Origin of the sequence: Blastococcus sp. MG754426, from assembly GCF_021699055.1 — a bacterium.
Taxonomy (GTDB): Bacteria; Actinomycetota; Actinomycetes; order Mycobacteriales; family Geodermatophilaceae; genus Blastococcus.
Genome location: NZ_SSXC01000001.1, coordinates 43,705 through 66,941, shown reverse-complemented (window position 1 = coordinate 66,941; position 23,237 = coordinate 43,705). Strand labels below are relative to the sequence as shown.

Annotated in this window: 22 protein-coding genes; 19 read left to right on the top strand and 3 right to left on the bottom strand. The window is 76.3% G+C overall.

Annotated features, from left to right (window positions below):
* Positions 1 to 14: 14 nt before the first annotated feature.
* Genes E9549_RS00360 through E9549_RS00350 form a run of 3 tightly spaced genes read left to right on the top strand, consistent with a single transcriptional unit; the run spans position 15 to position 2,177 of the window.
* Entirely contained in the window at positions 15 to 1,055 is a 1,041-nt protein-coding gene (locus E9549_RS00360) for a thiamine-phosphate kinase (RefSeq protein ID WP_236824588.1), read from the top strand.
* Positions 1,039 to 1,563, top strand: coding sequence for a GNAT family N-acetyltransferase (locus E9549_RS00355; protein ID WP_236824587.1), 525 nt, complete (start codon positions 1,039 to 1,041; stop codon positions 1,561 to 1,563). The genes E9549_RS00360 and E9549_RS00355 overlap by 17 nt, the downstream gene beginning before the upstream one ends.
* The gene (locus tag E9549_RS00350; RefSeq protein WP_236824586.1) at positions 1,551 to 2,177 is read left to right on the top strand and encodes an AAA family ATPase; all 627 of its coding nucleotides are present in this window, start codon (positions 1,551 to 1,553) and stop codon (positions 2,175 to 2,177) included. Before E9549_RS00355 ends, E9549_RS00350 begins: the two co-directional genes overlap by 13 nt.
* A 117-nt stretch (positions 2,178 to 2,294) precedes the next feature.
* Here E9549_RS00350 and rpmB read toward each other — a convergent pair whose 3' ends face one another.
* The gene (rpmB, locus tag E9549_RS00345) at positions 2,295 to 2,486 is read right to left on the bottom strand and encodes a 50S ribosomal protein L28 (protein WP_104523111.1); all 192 of its coding nucleotides are present in this window, start codon (positions 2,484 to 2,486) and stop codon (positions 2,295 to 2,297) included.
* Positions 2,487 to 2,658: 172 nt separating this feature from the next.
* On the opposite strand from rpmB, the gene E9549_RS00340 reads away from it, so the two are divergent.
* The 12 genes from E9549_RS00340 to smc all read left to right on the top strand — a co-directional run bounded on the left by E9549_RS00340 (position 2,659) and on the right by smc (position 15,021).
* Complete coding sequence (locus tag E9549_RS00340; protein WP_236824585.1) at positions 2,659 to 4,257, top strand: DAK2 domain-containing protein; 1,599 nt, start codon at positions 2,659 to 2,661, stop codon at positions 4,255 to 4,257.
* A 1-nt stretch (position 4,258) separates the two neighbouring features.
* Positions 4,259 to 6,445, top strand: a complete 2,187-nt coding sequence (recG, locus tag E9549_RS00335; protein WP_236824584.1) for an ATP-dependent DNA helicase RecG — start codon at positions 4,259 to 4,261, stop codon at positions 6,443 to 6,445.
* Positions 6,442 to 6,996 carry a 16S rRNA (guanine(966)-N(2))-methyltransferase RsmD gene (rsmD, locus tag E9549_RS00330; RefSeq protein WP_236824583.1) on the top strand — a complete coding sequence of 185 codons (555 nt, stop codon included), beginning with the start codon at positions 6,442 to 6,444 and terminating at the stop codon, positions 6,994 to 6,996. The genes recG and rsmD overlap by 4 nt, the downstream gene beginning before the upstream one ends.
* Positions 6,993 to 7,478, top strand: a complete 486-nt coding sequence (coaD, locus tag E9549_RS00325) for a pantetheine-phosphate adenylyltransferase (RefSeq protein WP_236824582.1) — start codon at positions 6,993 to 6,995, stop codon at positions 7,476 to 7,478. Before rsmD ends, coaD begins: the two co-directional genes overlap by 4 nt.
* The gene (locus E9549_RS00320; RefSeq protein WP_236824581.1) at positions 7,475 to 8,155 is read left to right on the top strand and encodes a hypothetical protein; all 681 of its coding nucleotides are present in this window, start codon (positions 7,475 to 7,477) and stop codon (positions 8,153 to 8,155) included. Before coaD ends, E9549_RS00320 begins: the two co-directional genes overlap by 4 nt.
* 113 nt (positions 8,156 to 8,268) lie before the next feature.
* Complete coding sequence (locus E9549_RS00315) at positions 8,269 to 8,895, top strand: DUF177 domain-containing protein (RefSeq protein ID WP_236824580.1); 627 nt, start codon at positions 8,269 to 8,271, stop codon at positions 8,893 to 8,895.
* 1 nt (position 8,896) lies between these two features.
* Positions 8,897 to 9,076 carry a 50S ribosomal protein L32 gene (rpmF, locus tag E9549_RS00310; protein WP_014377519.1) on the top strand — a complete coding sequence of 60 codons (180 nt, stop codon included), beginning with the start codon at positions 8,897 to 8,899 and terminating at the stop codon, positions 9,074 to 9,076.
* Between the two features lie 14 nt (positions 9,077 to 9,090).
* The gene (rnc, locus tag E9549_RS00305) at positions 9,091 to 9,870 is read left to right on the top strand and encodes a ribonuclease III (RefSeq protein WP_236824579.1); all 780 of its coding nucleotides are present in this window, start codon (positions 9,091 to 9,093) and stop codon (positions 9,868 to 9,870) included.
* A gap of 4 nt (positions 9,871 to 9,874) precedes the next feature.
* Positions 9,875 to 10,750 (top strand): bifunctional DNA-formamidopyrimidine glycosylase/DNA-(apurinic or apyrimidinic site) lyase, encoded by an 876-nt coding sequence (mutM, locus tag E9549_RS00300; RefSeq protein WP_236824578.1) that lies wholly within the window; start codon positions 9,875 to 9,877, stop codon positions 10,748 to 10,750.
* Positions 10,747 to 11,016, top strand: coding sequence for an acylphosphatase (locus tag E9549_RS00295; protein WP_236824577.1), 270 nt, complete (start codon positions 10,747 to 10,749; stop codon positions 11,014 to 11,016). The genes mutM and E9549_RS00295 overlap by 4 nt, the downstream gene beginning before the upstream one ends.
* A 149-nt stretch (positions 11,017 to 11,165) precedes the next feature.
* The gene (locus E9549_RS00290; RefSeq protein ID WP_236824576.1) at positions 11,166 to 11,357 is read left to right on the top strand and encodes a hypothetical protein; all 192 of its coding nucleotides are present in this window, start codon (positions 11,166 to 11,168) and stop codon (positions 11,355 to 11,357) included.
* Between the two features lie 97 nt (positions 11,358 to 11,454).
* Positions 11,455 to 15,021 (top strand): chromosome segregation protein SMC, encoded by a 3,567-nt coding sequence (gene smc, locus E9549_RS00285; RefSeq protein WP_236824575.1) that lies wholly within the window; start codon positions 11,455 to 11,457, stop codon positions 15,019 to 15,021.
* A gap of 42 nt (positions 15,022 to 15,063) precedes the next feature.
* On the opposite strand, the gene E9549_RS00280 is transcribed toward smc, so the two are convergent.
* Positions 15,064 to 15,864, bottom strand: a complete 801-nt coding sequence (locus E9549_RS00280; protein ID WP_236824574.1) for an endonuclease/exonuclease/phosphatase family protein — start codon at positions 15,862 to 15,864, stop codon at positions 15,064 to 15,066.
* Between the two features lie 12 nt (positions 15,865 to 15,876).
* On the bottom strand, positions 15,877 to 17,556 hold the full coding sequence (locus E9549_RS00275) for an alkaline phosphatase D family protein (RefSeq protein ID WP_236824573.1): 1,680 nt from the start codon (positions 17,554 to 17,556) through the stop codon (positions 15,877 to 15,879).
* Between the two features lie 86 nt (positions 17,557 to 17,642).
* Here E9549_RS00275 and ftsY point away from each other — a divergent pair, with 86 nt between their 5' ends.
* From ftsY to E9549_RS00255, 4 genes are all read left to right on the top strand, one after another.
* Positions 17,643 to 18,863: a signal recognition particle-docking protein FtsY gene (gene ftsY / locus E9549_RS00270; RefSeq protein ID WP_236824572.1), complete on the top strand. Its 1,221-nt coding sequence runs from the start codon at positions 17,643 to 17,645 to the stop codon at positions 18,861 to 18,863.
* Positions 18,864 to 19,085: 222 nt separating this feature from the next.
* On the top strand, positions 19,086 to 20,420 hold the full coding sequence (locus tag E9549_RS00265) for an ammonium transporter (protein ID WP_236824571.1): 1,335 nt from the start codon (positions 19,086 to 19,088) through the stop codon (positions 20,418 to 20,420).
* The gene (locus E9549_RS00260) at positions 20,417 to 20,755 is read left to right on the top strand and encodes a P-II family nitrogen regulator (protein WP_026856120.1); all 339 of its coding nucleotides are present in this window, start codon (positions 20,417 to 20,419) and stop codon (positions 20,753 to 20,755) included. Before E9549_RS00265 ends, E9549_RS00260 begins: the two co-directional genes overlap by 4 nt.
* Positions 20,756 to 20,855: 100 nt before the next feature.
* Positions 20,856 to 23,228 (top strand): [protein-PII] uridylyltransferase, encoded by a 2,373-nt coding sequence (locus E9549_RS00255; RefSeq protein WP_236824570.1) that lies wholly within the window; start codon positions 20,856 to 20,858, stop codon positions 23,226 to 23,228.
* The last annotated feature ends 9 nt before the right edge of the window (positions 23,229 to 23,237 follow it).

The window sequence follows — 23,237 nt, the reverse complement described above, 5'->3', positions numbered from 1 at the left end:
ACTGGAGAGCATCGATGAGCCGACCCCGCCCCCTGGTCCCACGCGGCGATCCGGCCGACAGCGTGCGGGTCGTCGGGGAGTTCGGCGTCATCGCCCGCGTGCTGGCCCGGTCGGGCACCGCGGCGGCCGCCGACGTCGGCCCCGGCGACGACGCCGCCGTGGTGCGCACCCCCGACCGGCGGGTCGTCGCCACCACCGACGTGCTCGTGGAGGGGCGGCACTTCCGGCGGGACTGGTCCTCGGCCGAGGACATCGGGCACAAGGCGGCCGCGGCGAACCTGGCCGACGTCGCGGCGATGGGCGCCCGCACGACGGCGCTCGTGGTGGGGCTGGCCTGCCCGCCGGACACGCCCACCAGCTGGCTGGAGGGGGTCGCCACCGGCCTGGCCGACGAGTGCGCACCCCAGGGGGCCGCCGTGGTGGGCGGGGACACCGTGGCCGCCGCCCCCGGCAGCACCGCCGTCGTCCTGTCGGTCACCGCCCTGGGCGACCTGGCCGGCCGGGCGCCCGTCCTGCGGTCGGGCGCACGGCCCGGCGACGTCGTCGCGCTGGCGGGGCGGCTGGGGTGGTCGGCGGCCGGGCTGGCGGTGCTGCGTCGCGGGTTCAGCAGCCCGCTGGCCGTGGTGTCGGCGCACCGGCGCCCGACGCCGCCGTACGCGGCGGGGCAGGTGGCGGCCGACGCGGGCGCCACCGCGATGTGCGACGTGAGCGACGGGCTGCTCGCCGACGCCGGGCACATCGCGGAGGCCAGCGGCGTCGTGCTCGACCTGGACCGGGCGGCGCTGGCGCAGGCGTGCCTGGAGCCGGTCGGCCCGCTGCAGCAGGTGGGCTCCGCGCTCGGGGTGGACCCGATGGCGTGGGTGCTCACCGGCGGGGAGGACCACGCGCTGCTGGCGACCTTCCCGCGCAAGGTCCGGCTGCCCGAGGGCTGGACGCCGGTCGGGCTGGTCCGGCCGGGGAAGCGGGGGCCCGCGGTGCGGGTCGACGGCGTGGACGCCGCGGACGCGCTGGCGGCCGTGGGAGCGGAGAGGGCGGGGCATGTGCACTTCGGCTGAGCAGGTGCTGCGGGACGGCGCGGTGGTCCGGCTCAGGGCGCTGCCCTACGAGGACCCCCTGGCGCAGCTGCTCGTCGAGCAGGTGCAGCAGGAGTACGTGGTGCGCTACGGCGGCCGCGACGAGGCCGTCGTCGACCCGGCGGAGTTCCGGCCGCCGGCCGGGCTGTTCCTGGTCGCCGAGGTGGCGGGGGAGCCGGCCGGCTGCGGCGCGTGGCGGGCGTACCCGCCGGGGGGCGCGGAGATCAAGCGGGTCTACGTGGCGCCGGGGTTCCGCCGGCGAGGGCTGGCGCAGGTGCTGATGGCGGAGCTGGAGGCCTCGGCCGCCCGTGCCGGGCACCGTTCCGTGGTGCTCAACACCGGGCAGCGGCAGCCCGAGGCGGTCGCGCTGTACCGGGAGCTGGGCTACGCGCCCGTGCCGGGCTACGGGGTGTACGCGTGCTCGCCGGAGGCCGTGTTCCTCGGCAAGGAGCTGCCGGTGCTCGAGGAGGAGCCGACGTGGGCGTCGTGACGATCTCGGCCCCCTACGGCGCCGCGGGGGCCGAGGTGGCGCCGGCGGTCGCCCAGCGGCTGGGGCTGCCCTTCCACGACCGGGCGATCCCCGCCCAGGTGGCCGGGCGGCTCGGCGTGCCGGTCGAGGAGGCCGAGGCCAACGACGAGACGGTGGTGCGCGGGCTGTGGCGGCTGGTGGCGTCGCTGGGCACCATGCCCGACCCGGTGGGCGGGGTGGTGCCGGGGGCGCCGCTGCCCGACACCCGGGCCTACCGGGAGCAGACCGAGCGGGTCCTCGCCGAGATCGCGACCGGTGACGGCGGCGTGGTTCTCGGCCGGGCCGCGATGGTCGTGCTGGCCGACCGCGCCGACGCGCTGCACGTCCGGCTGGACGGGCCGCGGGAGCGGCGGCTGGCCGCGGCGGTGGCCCGGTCGTGGCGCCCGCGCGAGGAGGTGGCGCGGGAGCTGGCGGCCAACGACCGGGCGCGCGAGGCCTACGTGCGGCACTTCTACCGCCGCGACCCGGCCGACCCCCGCCTCTACCACCTGGTCGTGGACGCGACGGCGTTCCCGGTGGAGACCGTCGTCGACCTCGTGGTGACCGCCGCGCGCGGGCGGGGCATCGGGCGCTGACCGCACGCGAGGAGCCCCGGAGGTCGGTGACCTCCGGGGCTCTCGTGACGAGATGGAACGGCCCCGTCCAGAGGCTCACCGCGAGCTCGCGAGCGGTGAGAGGGACGGGGTCCTCTTTCAGGCGCGGACGACCTTGCCGGCGCGGATGCACGAGGTGCACGCGTTGATCCGGCGACGGTTGCCGGGGGCGATCAGCGCCCGCACGGACTGGATGTTCGGGTTCCAACGGCGCGGCGTGCGGCGGTGCGAGTGCGACACCGACATACCGAAACCGGGGCCCTTGCCACACACATCGCAGTTGGCAGCCACGGTTGATCACTCCCAGAAGATTCGTTCGCAGACGGCGGGGCAAGGCAGCACCCGCATCAAGACCGTCCAGCAGTCTAACCGCTCCGCGGGTGCGGTGCCGCAGCGCCCTCCGGACCGCGGTCCGCGGCTCGCGCAGCCCGGTGGTGTCGGTGCCCGTGGGTAGCCTGCTCCCGTGCTGACGGCGCTGGACGACGCCGCGGTCGGACAGTGGTGCCGGGCCGCGGTCGAGGCGCTGTCCGACTTCCGGGCGCGGCTCGACGACCTCAACGTCTTCCCGGTCCCCGACGGTGACACGGGCACCAACCTGCTGCTCACCGCCGAGGGCGCCCTGGCGGCGCTGGACCAGGCGCCGCCGGGCGAGCCCACCTGGGCGGTCGTGGCGCGCGGCGCGGTCCTGTCGGCGCGCGGCAACTCCGGCACGATCCTGGCCCAGCTGCTCCGCGGGCTGGCCGACCAGCTCGCCGGCCAGCCCCCGGCCGACGGGCCGGTGCTGGCCGCCGCGATGCGCAAGGCCGCCGAGGGCGCCTACACCGCTGTCGCCGACCCCGAGGAGGGCACCTTCCTCACCGTCGCCCGGGCCGCGGGGGAGGCCGCCGTCGCCGCCGTCGACGAGGGACGCACGGCGCTGGCCGACGTCGTCGGGGCCGCGGCCGACGGCGCCCACCGGGCCCTGGAGGGCACCCCCGACCAGCTCGCCGCGCTGCGCGAGGCCGGGGTGGTCGACGCCGGGGGCGCCGGGCTCTCCCTGGTCCTGGACGCCCTCGTCCGCACGGTCACCGGTGTGCAGCCGGTGCGCCCTGCACTGGCCCGCCGCGCGCACGCCCCGCACGACCACGTGCACGCCCCGCACCAGCCGCCGCCGGGGCCGGGCAGCGAGGTGCAGTACCTGCTCGCCGACGCCGACGAGGCCTCTGTCGCCCGCCTGCACGAGCGGCTGGCCGCGCTCGGCGACAGCCTCGTCGTCGTCGGGGTGGACACGCCCACCGGCCGCGAGTGGAACGTCCACGTGCACGTCGCCGACGTCGGCGCCGCCATCGAGGCGGGCATCGAGGCCGGCCGCCCGCACCGCATCACGGTCACCCCGCTGGCCCCCGTGCCCCCGGCGGCGCCGGCCCCGGGGGTCCGCGCGGTCGTCGCGGCGGTGCACAGCGAGGGCCTGGCCGAGCTGTTCCGCGCCGAGGGCGCCCGCGTCGTCGTCTGCGAGCCCGGCGGCATCACCGAGGACGACCTGTACGAGGAGATCGTCGCCGCCGGCGCCCAGGAGGTCGTCGTCCTCCCGAACGACGCCGGCCTGCACGCCGTCGCCTCCCGGGCGGCGGAGCGGGCGCGCGAGGCCGGCCGGGAGATCGGGGTGGTGCCCACCCGCTCGCCGGTGCAGGGGCTGGCGGCCCTCGCCGTCGGCGATCCGCAGCGCCGCTTCGGCGACGACGTGATCGCCATGGCCGAGGCCGCTGCCGCCACCCGGTGGGCCGAGCTCGCCGTCGCGGACCAGGAGGCGCTGACCAGCGCCGGTCTCTGCCGGCCCGGCGACGTGCTGGGCTCCGCCGAGGGCGACGTCGTCGTGATCGGCGCGGAGCACGCCGCCGTCGCCTGCGACCTGCTCGACCGGTTGCTGTCCGCGGGCGGGGAGATGGCCACGCTCGTCGTCGGCCCCGACGAGGCGCTCGGCGACGCGGTGTGCGCGCACCTGTCGTCGGCGCACCCCACCGTGGAGGTGGTGCGCTACGGCGGCGGCCCCGGGTCGCTGCCGCTGCAGATCGGGGTCGAGTGACATGGCGGTGACGCTGGAGACCCCGCTGGCGAAGGTGCTGGGGCCCAAGACCGCCACCGGCATGGCCGAGTCGCTCGGCCTGCACACGGTGCGCCACCTGCTGCGCCACTACCCCCGCCGCTACGCCCGGCGCGGCGAGATGGCCCGGCTCGACGACCTGCAGCCCGGCGACCGGGTGACGGTGCTCGCCCAGGTGAGGAACGTGAGCACCCGGCCCATGCGCCAGCGCCGGGGCACCCTCACCGAGGTCACCGTCGGCGACGGCGCCAGCACCATGAAGCTGGTCTTCTTCAGCCACCGGCACGCGCGCCTGGCGCCCGGGGTGTGGGGCATGTTCGCCGGCACCGTCGGCACCTACCAGGGCAAGCTGCAGTTCACCCACCCCGACATGCACCTGCTCAGCGGCGACGACGATGACGACGACTGGGCCCGCGAGCTGGTGCCGATCTACCCGGCGAGCAAGGACGTCTCCAGCTGGGTGATCCAGAAGTCGGTGAAGCTGCTGCTGGGCGGTGCGGGCAACCTGGCCGACCTGGTCACCGACCCGCTGCCGGAGGAGATCCGCACCCGGCACGGCCTGCTGTCGCTGCCGGCGGCGCTCCTGGACATCCACCGCCCCACCACCGCCCAGGACGTCGAGCGCGCCGAGCACCGGCTGAAGTGGGACGAGGCGCTCACCCTGCAGCTCACCCTCGCCGCCCGCCGCCGGGCCGCCGCCCTGGAGCCCGGCACCGCGCGCCCGCGGAAGCCGGGGGGGCTGCTCGACGCCGTGGACGCCGCGCTGCCGTTCGCGCTCACCGACGGCCAGCGTGCGGTGGGGGAGGAGCTCGCCGCCGAGCTGGACCGCGACCAGCCGATGCACCGCCTCCTGCAGGGCGAGGTCGGCTCGGGCAAGACGGTCGTCGCGCTGCGTGCGATGGCGCAGGTGGTGGACGCCGGCGGCCAGGCCGCCCTGCTCGCGCCCACGGAGGTGCTCGCCGCCCAGCACGCCCGCGGCATCCGCGCCCTGCTCGGCCCGCTCGGCCGCGCCGGGGAGCTCGACGGCGACCCGGCCGGCACCCGGGTCACCCTGCTCACCGGCTCGCTCAAGGCCGCGCCCCGCCGCCAGGCCCGGGCCGAGGTGGCCGAGGGGCGGGCCGGCATCGTCGTCGGCACCCACGCGCTGCTGCAGGAGGGTGTCGACTTCGCCGACCTCGGGCTGGTCGTCGTCGACGAGCAGCACCGGTTCGGCGTGGAGCAGCGGGACGCGCTCCGCGCCAAGGGCAGCCGCCCCCCGCACGTGCTGGTGATGACCGCGACGCCGATCCCGCGGACGGTCGCGATGACCGTCTACGGCGACCTCGAGGTCTCCACGCTCCGGCAGCTGCCCAGCGGGCGCGGGGGTGTGGCCAGCTCGGTGGTGCCGGTCGTGGAGAAGCCCGGCTGGCTGGACCGCGCCTGGGAGCGGCTCCGCGAGGAGGTCGCCGCCGGCCGGCAGGCCTACGTCGTCTGCCCCCGCATCGGCGACGTGCCCGGGGACGAGCCGGAGGACGCCGACGGCGCGCCGCCGGAGGACGAGGGCCGCAGCGACCGGCGGCCCCCGCTCGCCGTCCTCGACGTCGCCGAGGCGCTGCGCGCCGGCCCGCTGGCCGGCCTGCGCCTGGACGTCCTGCACGGGCGGATGACCCCCGAGGAGAAGGACGGCGTGATGCGCGCCTTCGCCGACGGCGCGACCGACGTGCTGGTGGCCACCACGGTGGTCGAGGTCGGGGTCGACGTGCCCAACGCCACCGTCATGGTGGTCATGGACGCCGACCGGTTCGGCGTGAGCCAGCTGCACCAGCTGCGCGGACGCGTCGCCCGCGGCAAGCACGCCGGGCTGTGCCTGCTGGTGAGCGAGGCCCCGACCTCCTCGCCGACCGGGCAGCGGCTGGCCGCGGTCGCCGCCACCTCCGACGGCTTCGAGCTGGCCCGCCTGGACCTGGAGACCCGGCGGGAGGGCGACGTCCTCGGCGCCGCGCAGTCCGGCCGGCGCTCGGGCATCAAGCTGCTGTCGCTGCTGGAGGACGAGGAGCTGATCGCCGAGGCGCGGGCGGAGGCGACGGCGTTGCTGGCCACCGAGCGCGGTCTGGCCGACCACCCGGGGCTCGCCGCCGAGGTCGCGGCCCTGGCCAGCGACGAGCGCGCCGAGTGGCTGGAGAAGGCGTGACGCGGATCATCGCGGGGCTCGCGGGCGGCCGTCGGCTGCAGGTCCCCTCCACCGGCGTCCGGCCGACCGGGGACAAGGCCCGCGGGGCGCTGTTCAACTCGCTGGGCTCGCTCGTCGACCTCGAGGGGGCCGCGGTGCTGGACCTCTACGCCGGGTCCGGCGCGCTCGGGCTGGAGGCGCTCTCCCGCGGCGCGGCCACCGCTGTCTTCGTCGAGTCCGGCCCGAGGGTGCTGCCGGTCCTGCGGGCCAACCTGGCGGCCGTCGGGCTGCCCGGCGGGCGGGTCGTGGCCGGCTCCGTGCCCGCGGTCGCCGCCGGGCCCGCGCCGCAGGCGTTCGACGTCGTCCTCGCCGACCCGCCGTACGAGACGCCCGCGGAGGAGGTCCACGAGGTGCTCGGGGCGCTGGTCGCGGGGGAGTGGCTGGCCCCCGGCGGCGTCGTCGTGGTCGAGCGGCCCAGCCGGGAGCGCACGTGGGCCTGGCCGACACCCCTGGAAGGTCTGCGCGAGCGGCGCTACGGCGAGGCCGTGCTCCGGTACGGTCGGCGTCCGTGAGACGTGCCGTCTGCCCAGGTTCCTTCGACCCGGTGACCAACGGGCACGTCGACGTCATCAACCGGGCCGCCGGGCTGTACGACGAGCTGGTCGTCGCCGTGCTGGTGAACCCGGGCAAGGCGGGGCTGTTCTCCGTCGCGGAGCGCATGGAGCTGATCCGGGAGGCCGTCGCCGACCTGCCCAACGTGCGCGTCGACAGCTTCCAGGGCCTGCTCGTCGACTACTGCCGCAGCCAGGACATCCCGGTCATCGTCAAGGGCCTGCGCGCGGTCAGCGACTTCGAGTACGAGCTGCAGATGGCGCAGATGAACCGCGAGCTGGCCGCCATCGAGACGCTCTTCGTGCCCACCGCCCCGCAGGTCGGTCACCTCTCCTCCAGCCTGGTCAAGCAGATCGCCGGCTTCGGCGGCGACGTCTCGCGGCTGGTGCCCAAGGTCGTCGACGACCGGCTGCGCGAACGGGCCCGCGAGGGGCGGTCGTGACCCGGCCCGGGCGCGGCCACACCACCGAGGTCGTCTACCGCCTCTACGAGACCGTCGACGAGCTGACCACGGTCATCGAGAACGCCCGCAGCGTGCCGATGTCGAGCTCCTGCATGGTGCCCCGGGACCACGTGCTCGACCTGCTCGACGACCTGCGCGAGTCGCTGCCCGAGGACGTGCAGGCCGCCGGCGCGATCGTCGAGCAGCGCACCGAGATCCTGCAGCAGGCCCAGGCCGAGGCCGAGCGGCTCACCGGCCGCACCAGGGCGGAGAGCGAGCAGCTGCTCGTCCAGGCCCGGCGGCAGCGCGACGAGATCATCGGCACGGCCCGGCGGCAGCGCGACGAGCTGCTGGCCCAGGCCCGGGCCGACGCCGAGCAGATCCTGGTCGACGCCGAGGCCGAGGCCCAGGCGCTGGTCGCCGAGGGGCAGCAGCACCGGGCCGCGCTCGTCGCCGACGGCCAGGCCGAGCACGAGCGGCTGATCACCGAGACCGAGGTCTACCGCACCGCCGTCACCCGGGCCGACGAGCTCGGCGAGCAGTCCCACGCCGAGGCCGCGCAGATGCGGGCCGAGGTCGACGAGTACGTGGACACCCGGCTGGCCGAGTTCGGGGCGGCACTGGAGCGCATGCTGCGCTCGGTGGACAAGGCCCGCAGCAACCTGCGGGACGGCTGAGACCTTCCGCACGGTGGGGCCCCGGAGAGGATCGGGTAGTCTCGACCACCGGTCCGGCCGTCGGCGTCCCGCCCGGCTGACCACCCCTCCCGCACCCGACCGCGAGTACCGACATGCCTGCTGCTCCCCGGAACCACCCCGGCGCTGCGTCCCCCGAGGACCGGCGCCCCTCGACCAACCCCTGGAAGGTCGACCTCCGGGAGCTGGGCCGGCGCCCGGGCAGCCTGCACGAGCTCGACCGGACGGCGCCGGCGCCCGAGGGCTGGGGCCTGGAGCTCATCCGGGTCCCCGGCGGCGCCGAGGTCCACCTGCGGCTCCGGCTGGAGTCGGTCATGGAGGGCGTGCTGGTCTCCGGCGACCTGGAGGTGCCGGTCGTCGGCTCCTGCGCCCGCTGCCTCGAGCCGCTCGAGGACACGCTGGCGCTCGACGTCCAGGAGCTGTACGCCTACGCGGGCAGCACCACCGAGGCCACCAGCGAGGAGGACGAGGTGCGCCGGGTCGAGGGTGACTTCCTCGACCTCGAGCCGCTGGCGCGGGACACCATCGTGCTGAGCCTCCCGCTCTCGCCGGTGTGCACCGAGGACTGCGGCGGCCTGTGCGTCGGCTGCGGTCAGCGGATCGACGACCTGCCCGAGGACCACACCCACGAGGTGACCGACCCCCGCTGGGCGGCCCTCGCGGAGCGATTCGCTTCCTCGCCGGGCACCCCCGGCGAATCCACCACCCCAGAGGAGAACTGACGTGGCCGTTCCGAAGCGGAAGATGTCGCGGGCCAACACCCGCATGCGCCGGTCGCAGTGGAAGGCCACCGCGCCGACCCTGTCGCCGTGCCCGAACCGCGCCTGCGGCGAGCTCAAGCCGCCGCACCAGGCGTGCCCGACCTGCGGGCAGTACGACGGCCGCCAGGTCCTCTCGGTCTGACCTGCCGCACCGCCATGGGGACGACGGCCGCCGCTCCGCATCCTGACCGGGATGCCGCGGACGGCCGCGTCCCGGCGGCGCCCCCGGGCGGGCCGGAGCACGCCGAGCGGGCCGCCACCTGGCTGTTCGACGCCCTCGGTGTCGCGCTGCCGGGCGGGCTGCTGCCGCTGGCGCTGACCCACCGGTCGTTCGCCTACGAGAACGGTGGCCTGCCGACCAACGAGCGCCTGGAGTTCCTCGGCGACTCCGTGCTCGGTCTGGTCGTCACCGACGAGCTCTACCGCAGCCAGCCGGACCTCCCCGAGGGCCAGCTGGCCAAGCTGCGTGCCTCCGTGGTGAACATGACCTCGCTGGCCGGCGTCGCCCGGCGCCTCGGGGAGGACGGGCTGGGCCCGCACCTGCTGCTGGGCCGCGGCGAGGAGACCACCGGCGGCCGCGAGAAGGACTCGATCCTCGCCGACGCGCTCGAGGCCCTCATCGGTGCGCTGCACCTGGGCTGCGGGCTGGACACCGCCGCGGCGATCGTGCACCGGCTGTTCGACCCGCTGCTGGCCGAGGCGGCCACGCGCGGCGCCGGCCTGGACTGGAAGACCAGCCTGCAGGAGCTCGGCGCGGCGCAGGGGCTCGGTGCACCGGTCTACCAGGTGGACGACGAGGGGCCCGACCACGCCAAGACGTTCCGCGCCGACGTGCTGCTCGCCGGCACCGTCCGCGGCACCGGCACGGGGCGCACCAAGAAGGCCGCCGAGCAGGAGGCCGCCGAGGCCGCCTGGCGCGCGCTGTCGGAGGAGTAGACCCGTGCCCGAGCTGCCCGAGGTCGAGGTGGTGCGCCGGGGGCTGGAGCAGTGGGTGGCCGGGCGCACCGTCGCCGCCGTCGAGGTGCACCACCCGCGGGCGGTGCGCCGCCACCTGGAGGGCGCCGACCACTTCGTGGAGGCGCTCACCGGCCGCACGCTCACCGCCGCGCACCGCCGCGGCAAGTACCTGTGGCTGCCGCTGGCCGAGCCCGACGGGTCGCCGTCGGGGCGCGCGCTGGTCGGGCACCTGGGGATGAGCGGCCAGCTGCTCGTCGAGAAGCCGTCGGCCCCCGACGAGACCCACCTGCGCGCCCGGTTCACCTTCACCGACCGCGGCCGGGAGCTGCGCTTCGTCGACCAGCGCACGTTCGGCGGCCTGGCGGTGGAGGAGGCGGACGGCGACGACGTGCCGGGGCGGCTGGCGCACATCGCGATCGACCCGCTGGACGAGTCGTTCGACGTCGACGCGTTCACCGCGGCGCTGCGCCGGCGCCGCACCGAGGTCAAGCGGGCGCTGCTGGACCAGACGCTCATCGGCGGGGTGGGCAACATCTACGCCGACGAGGCGCTGTGGCGGGCCCGCCTGCACGGCTCCCGCCCCACCGACCGGCTCACCCGGGCGCAGGTGGCCGACCTGCTCGACGGCGTCCGCGACGTCCTGGGGGAGGCGCTCGCGCAGGGCGGCACCTCCTTCGACTCCCTCTACGTCGACGTCAACGGGCAGAGCGGGTACTTCTCCCGCTTCCTCGCGGTCTACGGGCAGGAGGACCGGCCGTGCCCCCGCTGCGGCACGCCGATCCGCCGCGAGTCGTTCATGAACCGCTCCAGCTACAGCTGCCCCACCTGCCAGCCCCGGCCGAGAGCGCGGCGCGCGTGACCGTCCGCGTGGAGGTGCTGGTCTCCGGCCGCGTCCAGGGCGTCGGGTACCGGTACTTCGTGCGCGGGCTCGCGCAGCGGGCCGGGCTCTCCGGGGTCGCGCGCAACCTCCCCGACGGGCGGGTCGAGGTGGTCGCCGAGGGGCCCGAGGCGGCGGTGCGCGAACTCGTCGCCGCGCTCGACGGCCCGGACGCCCCGGGCCGGGTGACCGGCGTCGACGTCCGCTCCGCACCCCCGCAGGGGCTGGAGGGCTTCACCACGGCGTGACGAAGACGACATCCCCCCGACACGGGAGCCTCACCCCGGCGCCGTTGACCTGCGTGTCGGGGGCTGTCACCCTGGGAACATCCAGCCCGCGCCGACCGCGCACCGGGGCGCCGGGCACACCCTCTCGCTCTCGAAAGGCCGTCACAGCCATGGCCAAGGCCCTGTTCGGTTCGGTCGTCACCCCCGTGGAACTCCGGGTAGCCGAGGAGAACGCCGCCCTGCGGGCCCGGGTGCAGCGGCTCGAGCAGGAGCTCGCCGAGCTGCGCGCCCAGCGCGACGCCGCCATCGCCCACGAGCTGCTCTCCCTGGCGGGCGACACCGCCGAGCCCGCGCTCGCCTGAGGCGGGACCCCGGGGCCTCGAACGGGCCGGTCACAGGCGCACCACCGGCCTCGCAGGCCCCCGGCAACCCGGGATCCCGGGCTAGAGTGCTGACCTCGTGCACCTCTCCAGCCTGACGCTCAAGGGCTTCAAGTCCTTCGCGTCCGCCACCACGCTCCGGCTGGAGCCCGGCATCACCGCCGTCGTCGGCCCCAACGGGTCGGGCAAGTCCAACGTCGTCGACGCCATCTCCTGGGTCCTCGGCGAGCAGGGCGCCAAGAGCCTGCGCGGCGGCAAGATGGAGGACGTCATCTTCGCCGGCACCGCCGGGCGCCCGGCGCTCGGCCGGGCCGAGGTGACGCTCACCATCGACAACGCCGACGGCGCGCTGCCGATCGAGTACACCGAGGTGTCGATCACCCGCCGCATGTACCGCTCCGGCGAGAGCGAGTACGAGATCAACGGCGACAAGGTGCGCCTGCTCGACGTCCAGGAGCTGCTCAGCGACTCCGGCATCGGCCGCGAGATGCACGTCATCGTCGGGCAGGGGCAGCTCGACGCCGTCCTCTCCGGCCGCCCCGAGGACCGCCGCGCCTTCATCGAGGAGGCCGCCGGCGTCCTCAAGCACCGCAAGCGCAAGGAGAAGGCGCTCCGCAAGCTCGACGGGATGCAGGCCAACCTCGACCGGCTGGCCGACCTCACCGCCGAGCTGCGCCGCCAGCTCAAGCCGCTGGGCCGGCAGGCCGAGGTCGCCCGCCGCGCCGCCGGCGTGCAGGCCGACCTGCGCGACGCCCGGCTGCGGCTGCTCGCCGACGACCTCGTCCAGCTCCGCGACGCCCTCGACCGGGACGTCGCCGACGAGACCGCGGCCCGGCAGCGGCGCGCCGTGGTGGAGCGCGAGCTCTCCGCCGTCTCCCGGCGGGAGGGCGAGCTGGAGAGCGAGCTCGCCGCGAGCGCCCCGCGGCTGCAGGCCGCCTCGGACACCTGGTACCGGCTCTCCGCGCTGGGGGAGCGGTTCCGCAGCGTCGCCCAGCTCGCCGCCGAGCGGCACCGGCACCTCTCCGCCGCGGCCCCCTCGGCTGCGCCCGGTCGCGACCCCGACCAGCTCGACGCCGAGGCCCACCGCGTCGCCTCGACCGAGGCGGAGCTCGCCGCGGGCCTGCAGGCCGAGCGGGAGCGGCTCGCTGCGGTCGTCGCCGGCCGGGCGGAGCTGGAGACCGCGCTGGCTGCCGCCGAGAAGGCCTGGGTCGCCGCTGCCCGGGCGCTCGCCGACCGCCGCGAGGGGCTGGCCCGGCTCTCCGGCAAGGTGGCGGCCGCGCGGTCCCGGGTGCACGCCGGGGAGGCCGAGATCGAGCGGCTCACCGTCGCCGCCGCCGAGGCGGCCGACCGCGCCCGGGCCGCCGACGAGCGGCTGGCCGACCGGCGCGGGCAGGTCGCCGACCAGGAGGACACCGACCTCGCGCTGGTCGCCGCGCACGAGGACGCCGTCGCCGCGCACACCGCCGCGGCCCGCCGGGTCACCGAGCTGGCCGAGGCCGAGCGGGCCGCCGAGCGCGACCGCGCCTCCTGGCAGGCCCGCCGCGACGCCCTCGCCCTCGGGCTCACCCCCGCCGACGGCGCGGCCGCGGTGCTCGGGGCGGGCCTGGCGGGCGTGCTCGGCCCGGTCACCGAGCAGCTCGCCGTGACCCCCGGCGACGAGGTCGCCGTGGCCGCCGCGCTGGGCGGGATGTCCGATGCCGTCGTCGTCGCCGGGGTCGCCGAGGCCGCCGCGGCGCTGCAGCACCTCACCCGCACCGACGGCGGGCGCGCCGGACTGCTGGTCACCGGGGGGGTGCCGCCGGTGCCGCGGGACGGCTGGCCCGAGCTGCCGGGCGGCGCCCGCTGGGCGCTGGACGCGGTGCAGGCGCCCGAGGCGCTGCGCCCGGCGCTGGCCCGCGCGCTCGAGCGCGTCGCGCTGGTGGCCGACCTGGACGCGGCGGTCGCGCTCGTGCGCACCCACCCCCGGGTCCGGGCGGTCACCGCCACCGGCGACCTCCTCGGCGCGGACTGGGCCCTGGGCGGCCAGACCGATGCGCCGTCGAACCTGGAGCTGCGGGCCCGCGTGGACGAGGCGGCCACCGAGCTCGCGGCCGCGACGGAGCGGGCGGCCGCGCTCGCCGAGGAGCTGGCCGCGGCCCGCGAGACGGCCCGCGCGCGCTCGGCCGACGTCGACACCGCGCTGGCCGCCCGGCAGGCCGCCGACCGCTCCCGCTCGGCGGTCGCCGCGCAGCTGGCCGAGCTCGGTGCCGCGGCGCGCTCGGCCGCCTCGGAGGCAGAGCGCTCGCTGGCCGCGCGAGTGCGGGCCGAGCAGGCGCTGGAGCAGGCGCAGACCTCGCTGACCGGGCTCGAGCAGCAGCTCGCCGAGGCGGAGGCCGCGCCCGTGGAGGAGGAGCCGCCGACCGAGGAGCGCGACCGGCTGCGCGCCGAGGTGGCCGCCGCCCGGCAGGCCGAGACGGAGGCGCGCCTCGCCGTCCGCACCGCCGAGGAGCGGGCCCGCGCCCTGCAGGGACGAGCCGAATCGCTCCGCCGGCAGGCCCGGCAGGAACGGGCGGCCCGGGAGCGGGCCGCGGCGGCCCGGGTGGCGCGCGAGCGCGGGGCCGCGGTGGCCGACCGGGTGCGGCACGACGCGGGGGTCGCGCTCGCCGCCCTCGAGCACTCCCTGGTGCGCGCGGCCGCGGAGCGGGATGCGCTGACGTCGTCGCGCAGCGGCGCGGAGGCCGAGCTGCTGGAGGTGCGCAGCCGGGTGCGCGCGGCCACCGCGGAGCTCGACCGGCTCACCGACGAGGTGCACCGCGACGAGGTGGCCCGCACCGAGCAGCGCTACCGCATCGAGTCGCTGGAGACCCGGGCGGCCGAGGAGTTCGGCGTCGACCTGCCCACGCTCATCGGCGAGTACGGGCCCGCCGCCCCGGTGCCGCCCCCGCCGCAGCAGGTGGCCGAGGCCGAGGCCAAGGGCGAGCCGGCACCGGACCCGGTGCCCTACGACCGCGCCGTCCAGGAGCGGCGGGTGGCCCGCGCCGAGCGGGACCTCGCCACGCTGGGCAAGGTCAACCCGCTGGCGCTGGAGGAGTTCGCGGCGCTGGAGGAGCGGCACACCTTCCTCGCCACCCAGCTCGAGGACCTCAAGACCACCCGCAAGGACCTGCTCACCGTCGTCCGCGAGGTGGACGGCCGCATCCACGACGTCTTCGCCGCGGCGTTCGCCGACGTGGCGCGGGAGTTCGAGCAGGTCTTCGCCACCCTGTTCCCGGGCGGCTCGGGGCGGCTGGTGCTCACCGACCCGGAGGACATGCTGACCACCGGCGTCGAGGTGGAGGCGCGGCCGCCGGGCAAGAAGGTGAAGCGGCTGTCGCTGCTCTCGGGCGGGGAGCGGTCGCTGACGGCGGTCGCGATGCTGGTGGCGATCTTCCGCGCCCGGCCCTCGCCGTTCTACGTGCTCGACGAGGTCGAGGCGGCGCTGGACGACGTCAACCTCGGCCGGCTGCTGGTGCTCGTGGAGCAGCTCCGGTCGACGTCGCAGCTGATCATCATCACGCACCAGAAGCGGACGATGGAGATCGCCGACGCGCTCTACGGGGTGAGCATGCGCGGGGACGGCATCACCGGCGTCATCAGCCAGCGCCTGCGCGAGCTCGAGACCGCCTGACCCCCCCGAGGGTTGAGGCGGGGACGGCGGGTGCCGGGTTCCTCAGACGCCGGAGCGGACCTCGAGGTCGACGACGACGGGGAGGTGGTCGGAGGCGCCCCCGGCGTCGAGGACGTGGGCCCCGGCGACGGCGACCCCCGCTGAGACCCACACCTGGTCGATGCGCCGGTGCGGCGACCGCGCCGGGTGGGTGTGGCCGGCGTCGGACTGCCAGAACCGCCAGCCCGACTGGTCGTCCCGGGCCCGGGCCAGCCGCCAGGCGTCGGTGAACCGCCGCCGCAGCGCGTCCAGTTCCGGGGCGTCGGGCGCGGTGTTGAAGTCACCGACCAGCACGCCGGTCTCCATGGAGTCGGTGTGCAGCGCGGCCAGCGCCTCGACCTGCGCCCGCCGCTCGTCCGCCGAGCGGGTGGTGAGGTGGGTCGCGGTCACCCACAGCGCCCCGCCGTCGAGCTCGACCATCGTGCGCAGCGCGCTGCGCGGCTCGCCGCTGCCGGGCAGCCGGTGCACGTCGCTGATCAGGATCGGCAGCCGCGAGAGCAGCGCGTTGCCGTACTGCCGAGGCGGCTGGTCACCCGGCCGCCGCTCGTCGATCGCCGGGCCCCAGGCCAGCTGCATGTCCAGCGCCCGGGAGAGCAGCAGCGCCTGGTCGACGTCCTCGCTGCGCGGGCCGAAGTGCCGGTCGACCTCCTGCAGGCAGATGACGTCGGCGTCCACCGAGGCCAGCAGCCTGGCCAGCCGGGGGAGGTCGTGGCGCGCGTCGGTACCCACGCCGTGGTGGGTGTTGAAGGTGACCAGGCGGACCGGGATCGGCGGCTGGTCGGGACCGGGGGCCGGCTTGCTCACCTCCTCACCCTCTCAGGCGCTCGACAACGGCGCGTCCACGACCTGGCTCAGCGTGGTGGCGCCCCGCTCGCTCACCGACAGGACGAAACGCGCCTCGCGGCCGTCGAGCACCAGCTCGCCGATCTGGTTGCCGAAGTAGGGCCCGGCCTGCTTCTCCCACTCCAGGCCGGCGGGCTCGGCGCCGACCCACCGGGCGAGCGCCTCCATCAGCCGCCGGGCGCGCCGGCTCCAGCCGATCCGGAACGCCACCTTGATCGGGTGCGGCGCCTGGTTGTGCAGCGGGGAGACGGTGAGCTGGTGCACGCGCGAGGCGAGCCCGCCGGGCTCCACGACCTCGGCCGCGTAGGCGTGGTGGACATCGCCGGAGAGGACCAGCGCGGTCGCCGGGGGCCGGCCGTGCTCGCCGCGCGCGACCGACAGCAGCGCCCGGCCCAGCCGGTCGAAGGAGTGCCCGAACGCCGCCCAGTGCTCGAGGTCGGCCAGCTGGCGCACCTGCTCGGCCAGCCGACCGCGCCAGCGGCCGTGGTGGCGGAGGTTCAGCGTGGCGTTCCACCGCTCGAGCGCGTCGACGGCGTGCGGCAGCAGCCACGGCAGCGAGGTGCCGACGACGAGGTGCTCCACCCCGTCCCGCGCGGCCTGCCGCATCGCTGCCTCGACCCAGTCGAACTCGTCGTCGTCCAGCATCCGGCGGCCGGTCTCCTCCAGCACCCGCCCGGCACGGCTGTCGACCACGACCAGCCGCGCGTCGCCCCAGTGCCGCACGAAGCTCCACCGCACGCTCGCCGGGTCGGCGTCGGCGCGCACGGCCATCTCGCGCAGGATCGGCTCGGCGTCGGCCGGGGTGTCCCCGGAGGCGTCCACCAGGTCCTGGACGGCGCGCCAGGCCTTGTTCTCGGCCAGCTCCTGCGGGCTGAGGTTGCCCAGGTGCTGGTAGACCCAGTAGCTGATCAGCCCGCCGGTGATCCGGCCGGACCACCACGGCTCGTCCTGCATCGTCCGCCGCCAGGCCGCCGAGGTGTTCCAGTCGTCGATCATCTCGTGGTCGTCGAAGATCATCGAGGACGGGATCGTCGAGAGCAGCCAGCGCACCTCCGGGTCCCGCCAGGACTCGAGGTAGAGGTGGGTGTACTCCTCGAAGTCCGCGACCTGCGCCTCCGGCACCCGGGCCCGCTGCCCGCGGTCCCGGCGGCGGGCCAGCCGGCCGCGGGTGCGCTCGGTGAGCTCGTCGGCGTAGACCTGGTCGCCGAGGAGCACCAGCGCATCGGGCCACTCCTCCTCCGGCCGGGCGGCGAGCTGCCGGGCGTACAGGTCGAGCGCGTCGGGCGGGATGCCCTCGGACTCCTCCACGGTGCGGGCGCTGGCGTACCGGCACGAGCCGAAGGCCAGCCGGAACGGGCCGGGCCGCCCGGGGGTGCGGATGCGGCTGGGCGGGAAGCCCGAGCCCGCCTGCGGCCAGACGAGGGTGTCGTCGAGCCGCACCTCGTAGGGCGTGGTGCTGCCCGGCGCGAGGTCCTCCACCAGCACCAGCGCGAAGTGGTGGCCGCCCACGGTGAAGGTGCGCGCCCGCCGCCCCAGGACGTCGACCTCGCACGGGCGGTCGGTCTCCACCCACACGGTGGCCGAGACGGGGTCCACGTGCCGCAGCAGGGGGCCCAGCACGAGGGCGGGGGAGGACGGAGCGGGCGGCGGCATGGGCACAGCCTGGCGCATCCACCCCCGCGTGCGGGGACCCGCCGTCCCGGAGGTGCTCCGGGGGCCGGTGCTGGGAGACTCGCGGCATGGAATTCGTGCTGATCGCGATCGCGATCCTGGTCGTGGCGCTGATCCTCGGGGTCAGCCTCCTCGTCGGCCGCGGCAGGCGGACCACGCGTCTCGACGACGACGCCGTCAGCGGCACGACGCTCACCCGGCCGCGGCCCCCCGCACCCCCGGCGGAGCCACCGCGGCCCACGGGCGCCACCGCCTCGGGCCAGGGCCTGCAGGACCAGCCCGACGCGGTCGTCCCCGACGCGCCGCCCACGGTCGAGCTGCCCCCGGCCGAGCCCGAGCCGGGGCTGGTGTTCGACCAGCCGGCCCCCTCGGCCGGCCGGCTGGTGCGGCTGCGCTCGCGGCTGGCCCGGTCGCAGTCCTCGCTCGGCCGCGGCCTGCTCACCGTGCTCGCCCGCGAGAAGCTGACCGAGGACGACTGGGAGGAGATCGAGGAGACCCTGCTCGCCGCCGACGTCGGCGTCTCCGCGACGACCCAGATCGTCGAGCGGCTGCGCACCCAGTCGATGGTGCTGGCCACCGCGTCGGGCGCCGAGCTGCGCGACCTCCTCGTCGACAACCTCACCGCCGTCCTGGGCCCGGACCTCGACCGGACCCTGGGCACCTCCCGGTACGAGGGCCGGCCCGGCGTGGTGCTGGTGGTGGGCGTCAACGGCGCCGGCAAGACGACCACCGTCGGCAAGCTCGCGCGCGTGCTCGTCGGCGACGGCAAGAGCGTCGTCCTGGGTGCGGCCGACACGTTCCGCGCCGCCGCCGCCGACCAGCTGGAGACCTGGGGCGAGCGGGTGGGCGTGCTCACCGTCCGCGGCCGCGAGGGCGGCGACCCGGCGGCGGTGGCGTTCGAGGCGGTGCGCACCGGCGTCGAGGCGGAGGTGGACACCGTCGTCGTCGACACCGCCGGCCGGCTGCACACCAAGTCGGGGCTCATGGACGAGCTGGGCAAGGTGAAGCGGGTCGTGGAGAAGCAGTCGCCGGTCACCGAGGTGCTGCTGGTGCTCGACGCCACCACCGGCCAGAACGGCGTCGTGCAGGCCCGCGTGTTCACCGAGGCGGTCGAGGTCACCGGTGTCGTGCTCACCAAGCTCGACGGCACCGCCAAGGGCGGCATCGTCGTCCGGGTGCAGCAGGAGCTGGGCATCCCGGTGAAGCTGATCGGGCTGGGGGAGGGCCCCGACGACCTCGCGCCGTTCGAGCCGCGGGTGTTCGCCGAGGGGCTGGTCGGCGAGGGGTGATCCCCGCGATCGGTGGGTGAGGGAGGGCTCCGGGCGGGCGCGCAACACGGATGCAACGTGACGGCGGGACACGCGGCGAGGAGTTCACGCCCGTGAAACGCGGCGCCGACATCGCCGGAAACACGCGCCCGGCACGGTGAACACCGCGTCGCCCCTCCCGCACGGAGGGCCCGAGCCCACCGATCCGGCCGCCCGGCCGACGACCCGACACAGGAGGTTGCCGTGGTCAACACCGGCGACACCGCCTGGATCCTCACCAGCGCGGCGCTCGTGCTGCTGATGACGCCAGGCCTCGCGCTCTTCTACGGCGGCATGGTCCGCGCGAAGAGCGTCCTCAACATGATGATGATGAGCTTCGGGGCGCTGGCGCTGATCAGCGTCCTCTGGGTGCTCTACGGCTACTCCATCGCCTTCGGAGACAGCGTCGGCGGCGCCGGCCTGCTCGGCGACCCGCTGGAGTACTTCGGGCTGAACGGCCTGATGGAGGACGCCACCAGCGAGGCCGGCGGCCTGCCCGTCATGGCCTTCGTCGGCTTCCAGGCCGTCTTCGCGATCATCACCGTCGCGCTGATCTCCGGCGCCATCGCCGACCGCGCCAAGTTCGGCGCGTGGATGGTCTTCGCCGGCATCTGGGCCACCATCGTGTACTTCCCCGTCGCCCACTGGGTCTTCGCCTTCGACGGCGACGACGTCATCGGCGGCTGGATCGCCAACGACCTGGCGGCGCTCGACTTCGCCGGCGGCACCGCCGTCCACATCAACGCCGGTGCGGCCGGCCTGGCGCTGGCCCTGGTGCTCGGCAAGCGGCGCGGGTTCGGCCGCGAGGCCATGCGCCCGCACAACCTGCCGCTGGTGATGATCGGTGCCGGGCTGCTGTGGTTCGGCTGGTTCGGCTTCAACGCCGGCTCCGCGCTGGCCGCGAACAACACCGCCGCGGTGGCCTGGGTCAACACCCTCGTCGCCACGGGTGCCGCCATCCTCGGCTGGCTCCTCGTGGAGAAGGTGCGCGACGGTCACTCCACGTCGCTGGGCGCCGCCTCCGGCGTCGTCGCCGGCCTGGTGGCCATCACCCCGGCCTGCAACGCGGTCTCGCCGATCGGCGCGATCATCATCGGCGTCGTCGCCGGTGCGCTCTGCGCCCTGGCCGTGGGCCTGAAGTACACGCTGGGCTACGACGACTCGCTCGACGTCGTCGGTGTCCACCTCGTCGGCGGCCTCTGGGGCACCATCGCCATCGGTTTCCTCGGTACGGCGGCCGCTCCGTCCGGCGTCGACGGCCTCTTCTACGGTGGTGGCGTCGACCAGCTCTGGCGTCAGGTCGTCGGTGCCCTCGCCGTCCTGGCGTTCTCCTTCGTCGTCACCCTGCTGATCGGCTTCGTGATCCAGAAGACGATGGGCTTCCGCATCGCGGAGGACGACGAGGTCGCAGGTATCGACACCGTCGTGCACGCGGAGTCCGGCTACGACTTCGCGTCGCTCGGCAGCAGTGGTTCCACCGCCCCGCTGGCCGGCCAGGCGCGTGCCGAGGCCCGCAACACCGAGAGGACACTGGCATGAAGCTGGTCACCGCGATCGTCAAGCCGTTCAAGCTGGACGACGTCAAGAACGCCCTCGAGCTGATCGGCATCGCCGGGCTCACCGTCAGCGAGGTCCAGGGCTTCGGCCGCCAGCGCGGCCACACCGAGGTCTACCGCGGCGCGGAGTACCAGGTGGACTTCGTGCCCAAGGTCCGCATCGAGGTGGTCGTCAGCGAGCTGGACGCCGCCCGGGTCGTGGACGCCGTCGTCGAGGCGGCCTCCACCGGCCAGATCGGGGACGGGAAGGTGTGGGTCACCACGATCGACGAGATCGTGCGGGTCCGCACCGGGGAGCGCGGCGACGACGCCCTGTAGGCGAGCGCTCCGCGCGTAGCTCAACGGCGTCGGCCGGGGTGGTGGGGTGGCCCGCCCCCCGGCCGGCGCCTTTCCATCCGGGCCGTACCGAGGGGGAGTCGTGCTGGACACCGAGGCGCTGGAGGAGCTGCCCCGCGCGGAGCGGGTCGAGGCCCTGGACGCGTGGCTCGCCGGGCTGCTGGCGGACGCCGTGGGGGGTACCCCGCCCGCCCGCGCCCGGCGCGGGGGGCCGCCGCCCCGAACGGGCACCGACGGCCTCGCGCTCGTCGCCGTCGGCAGCCTCGGCCGCCGGGAGCTGCCGCCGCACGGCGACCTGGACCTGGTGCTGGTGCACGAGGACCGGCCGGAGGTCGCCGCCGTCGCCGACGCGCTCTGGTACCCCGTCTGGGACGCCGGCCTGCGGCTGGACCACTCGGTGCGGTCGGTCGCCGAGGCGGTCGGTGTCGCCTCGACCGACGTGAAGGCCGGGCTCGGGCTCCTGGACGCGCGGCTGGTCGCCGGTGACGCGGCGCTCGCCGCCCGGCTGCGCACGGCGACGCTGGCCAGCTGGCGCCAGCACGCCGCCCGGCTGCTGCCCCAGCTGCGCGACCTGCGCCGGGACCGCGCCCGCCGGCTCGGCGAGCTCGCCTTCCTGCTCGAGCCCGACCTCAAGGAGGCCTACGGCGGCCTGCGCGAGGGGCAGGTGCTGCGCGCGGCCGCCGCCGCCCAGCTCGCCGACGAGCCCGCCGCCGAGGTCGAGCAGGCCTACGGATTCCTCCTGGACGTGCGCGACGAGCTGCGCCGGCGGTCCGGGCGGGCGGCCGACGTCCTGGTGCGCCAGGAGCAGCGGGCGATCGCCGCTGCGCTGGGGCTTGCCGACGAGGACGCGCTGCTGCGCGAGGTCAGCCTGGCCGGCCGGCGGCTGGCCTTCGTCGCCGACGAGACCTGGCGGCGGGTGGAGGCCGGGCTGGTCCGCCGCCCCCGCGGCCGTTACCGCCGGGTGCGCCGCGAGCCGCTGGCCGAGGGCGTCGTCCGGCAGGGGGACGAGGTGGTCCTCGCGCGGGACGCCCGCCCCGCCGCCGATCCGGGGCTGGTGCTGCGGGCCGCGGCGGCCGCGGCGCGGGCCGACCTGCTGCTCTCGCCGTACACGCTCAAGGTGCTGGCGGTGCACAGCCCGCCGATGCCCGAGCCGTGGCCGGCCGAGGCGCGGTGGTCCTTCCTGCGCGTGCTGGCCAGCGGCCGGTCCGCGGTGCCGGTGCTGGAGCAGCTGGACCAGGAGGGCCTGCTGGCCCGGCTGCTGCCGGAGTGGGACCGGGTCCGCTCGCTGCCGCAGCGGCATCCGTGGCACCGGTTCACCGTCGACCGGCACCTCGTCGAGGCCGCCGCGGCCGCTTCCGAGCTGACCCGCGACGTCGACCGGCCCGACCTGCTGCTGGTGGCCTCGCTGCTGCACGACATCGGCAAGGGCTGGCCCGGCGACCACAGCGTGGTGGGGGAGCCGATCGCGGCCGCGATCGGCGCGCGGATGGGCTTCGCCGAGGCCGACGTCGCGACGCTGGGCACCCTGGTGCGCCACCACCTGCTCCTCCCGGCGACGGCGACCCGGCGGGACATCGACGACCCGGCCACCATCGAGCGGGTGGCCGCCACCATCGGGCGCGACCCCTCGGTGCTCCAGCTGCTGCACGCGCTGGCCCAGGCCGACGGCGCGGCGACGAGCGCGTCGGCGTGGTCGCCGTGGAAGGCGCACCTGGTGGCGGCGCTGGTCGCCCGGGTGCAGGCCGAGCTCGGCGGCACCCCGCTGCCGGCGCCCGAACCCGTGCTGCACCCGGCGCCCCGCGCCCAGGCGACGGTGCAGGTGCCCGGGCTCCCGGGTGCGACGCGGGGCGTGACCGTCGCGATCGAGGAGGTGGCCGACGGGCAGCAGGTCACGATCGGCGCCCCCGACCGGCCCGGCCTGCTCAGCACCTGCGCCGGCGTGCTCGCGCTCAACCAGCTCGACGTGCGGGCGGCGAAGATGACCGTGGCCGACGGGTACGCGACCGGCGTGTACTCGGTGCGCCCGCGGTTCGGCCGGGCGCCGGTGCCCGAGATCCTGGCCGACGGCGTGCGGGCCGCGCTCGAGGGCACGCTCCGGCTGGCCGAGCGGCTGCGCCAGCGGGAGGCCGACTACCGCGAGGAGGCCCGGTCGGCGCCGCCGCGCATCTCCTGGCACAACCACGAGGTGAGCGGTCGCGCCACCGGCATCGTCGAGGTGCGGGCGGGGGACCGGGCGGGGTTGCTCTACCGGCTGACCGCAGCGATCGCGGCGGAGGGGCTCGACGTCACGTCGGCCCGCATCGAGACCTTGGGGGGCGACGCGGTCGACTGCTTCTACGTCGCCAACCCCTCGGGCTCCCCGGTGGACCAGGGGCAGCGCGAGCGGGTGGATGCCGCGCTCGTCGCGGCCACCCGTGGCCCGGCGGTGGCCGTGGGGACCGACACGCCGTCCTGAGCTACCCGG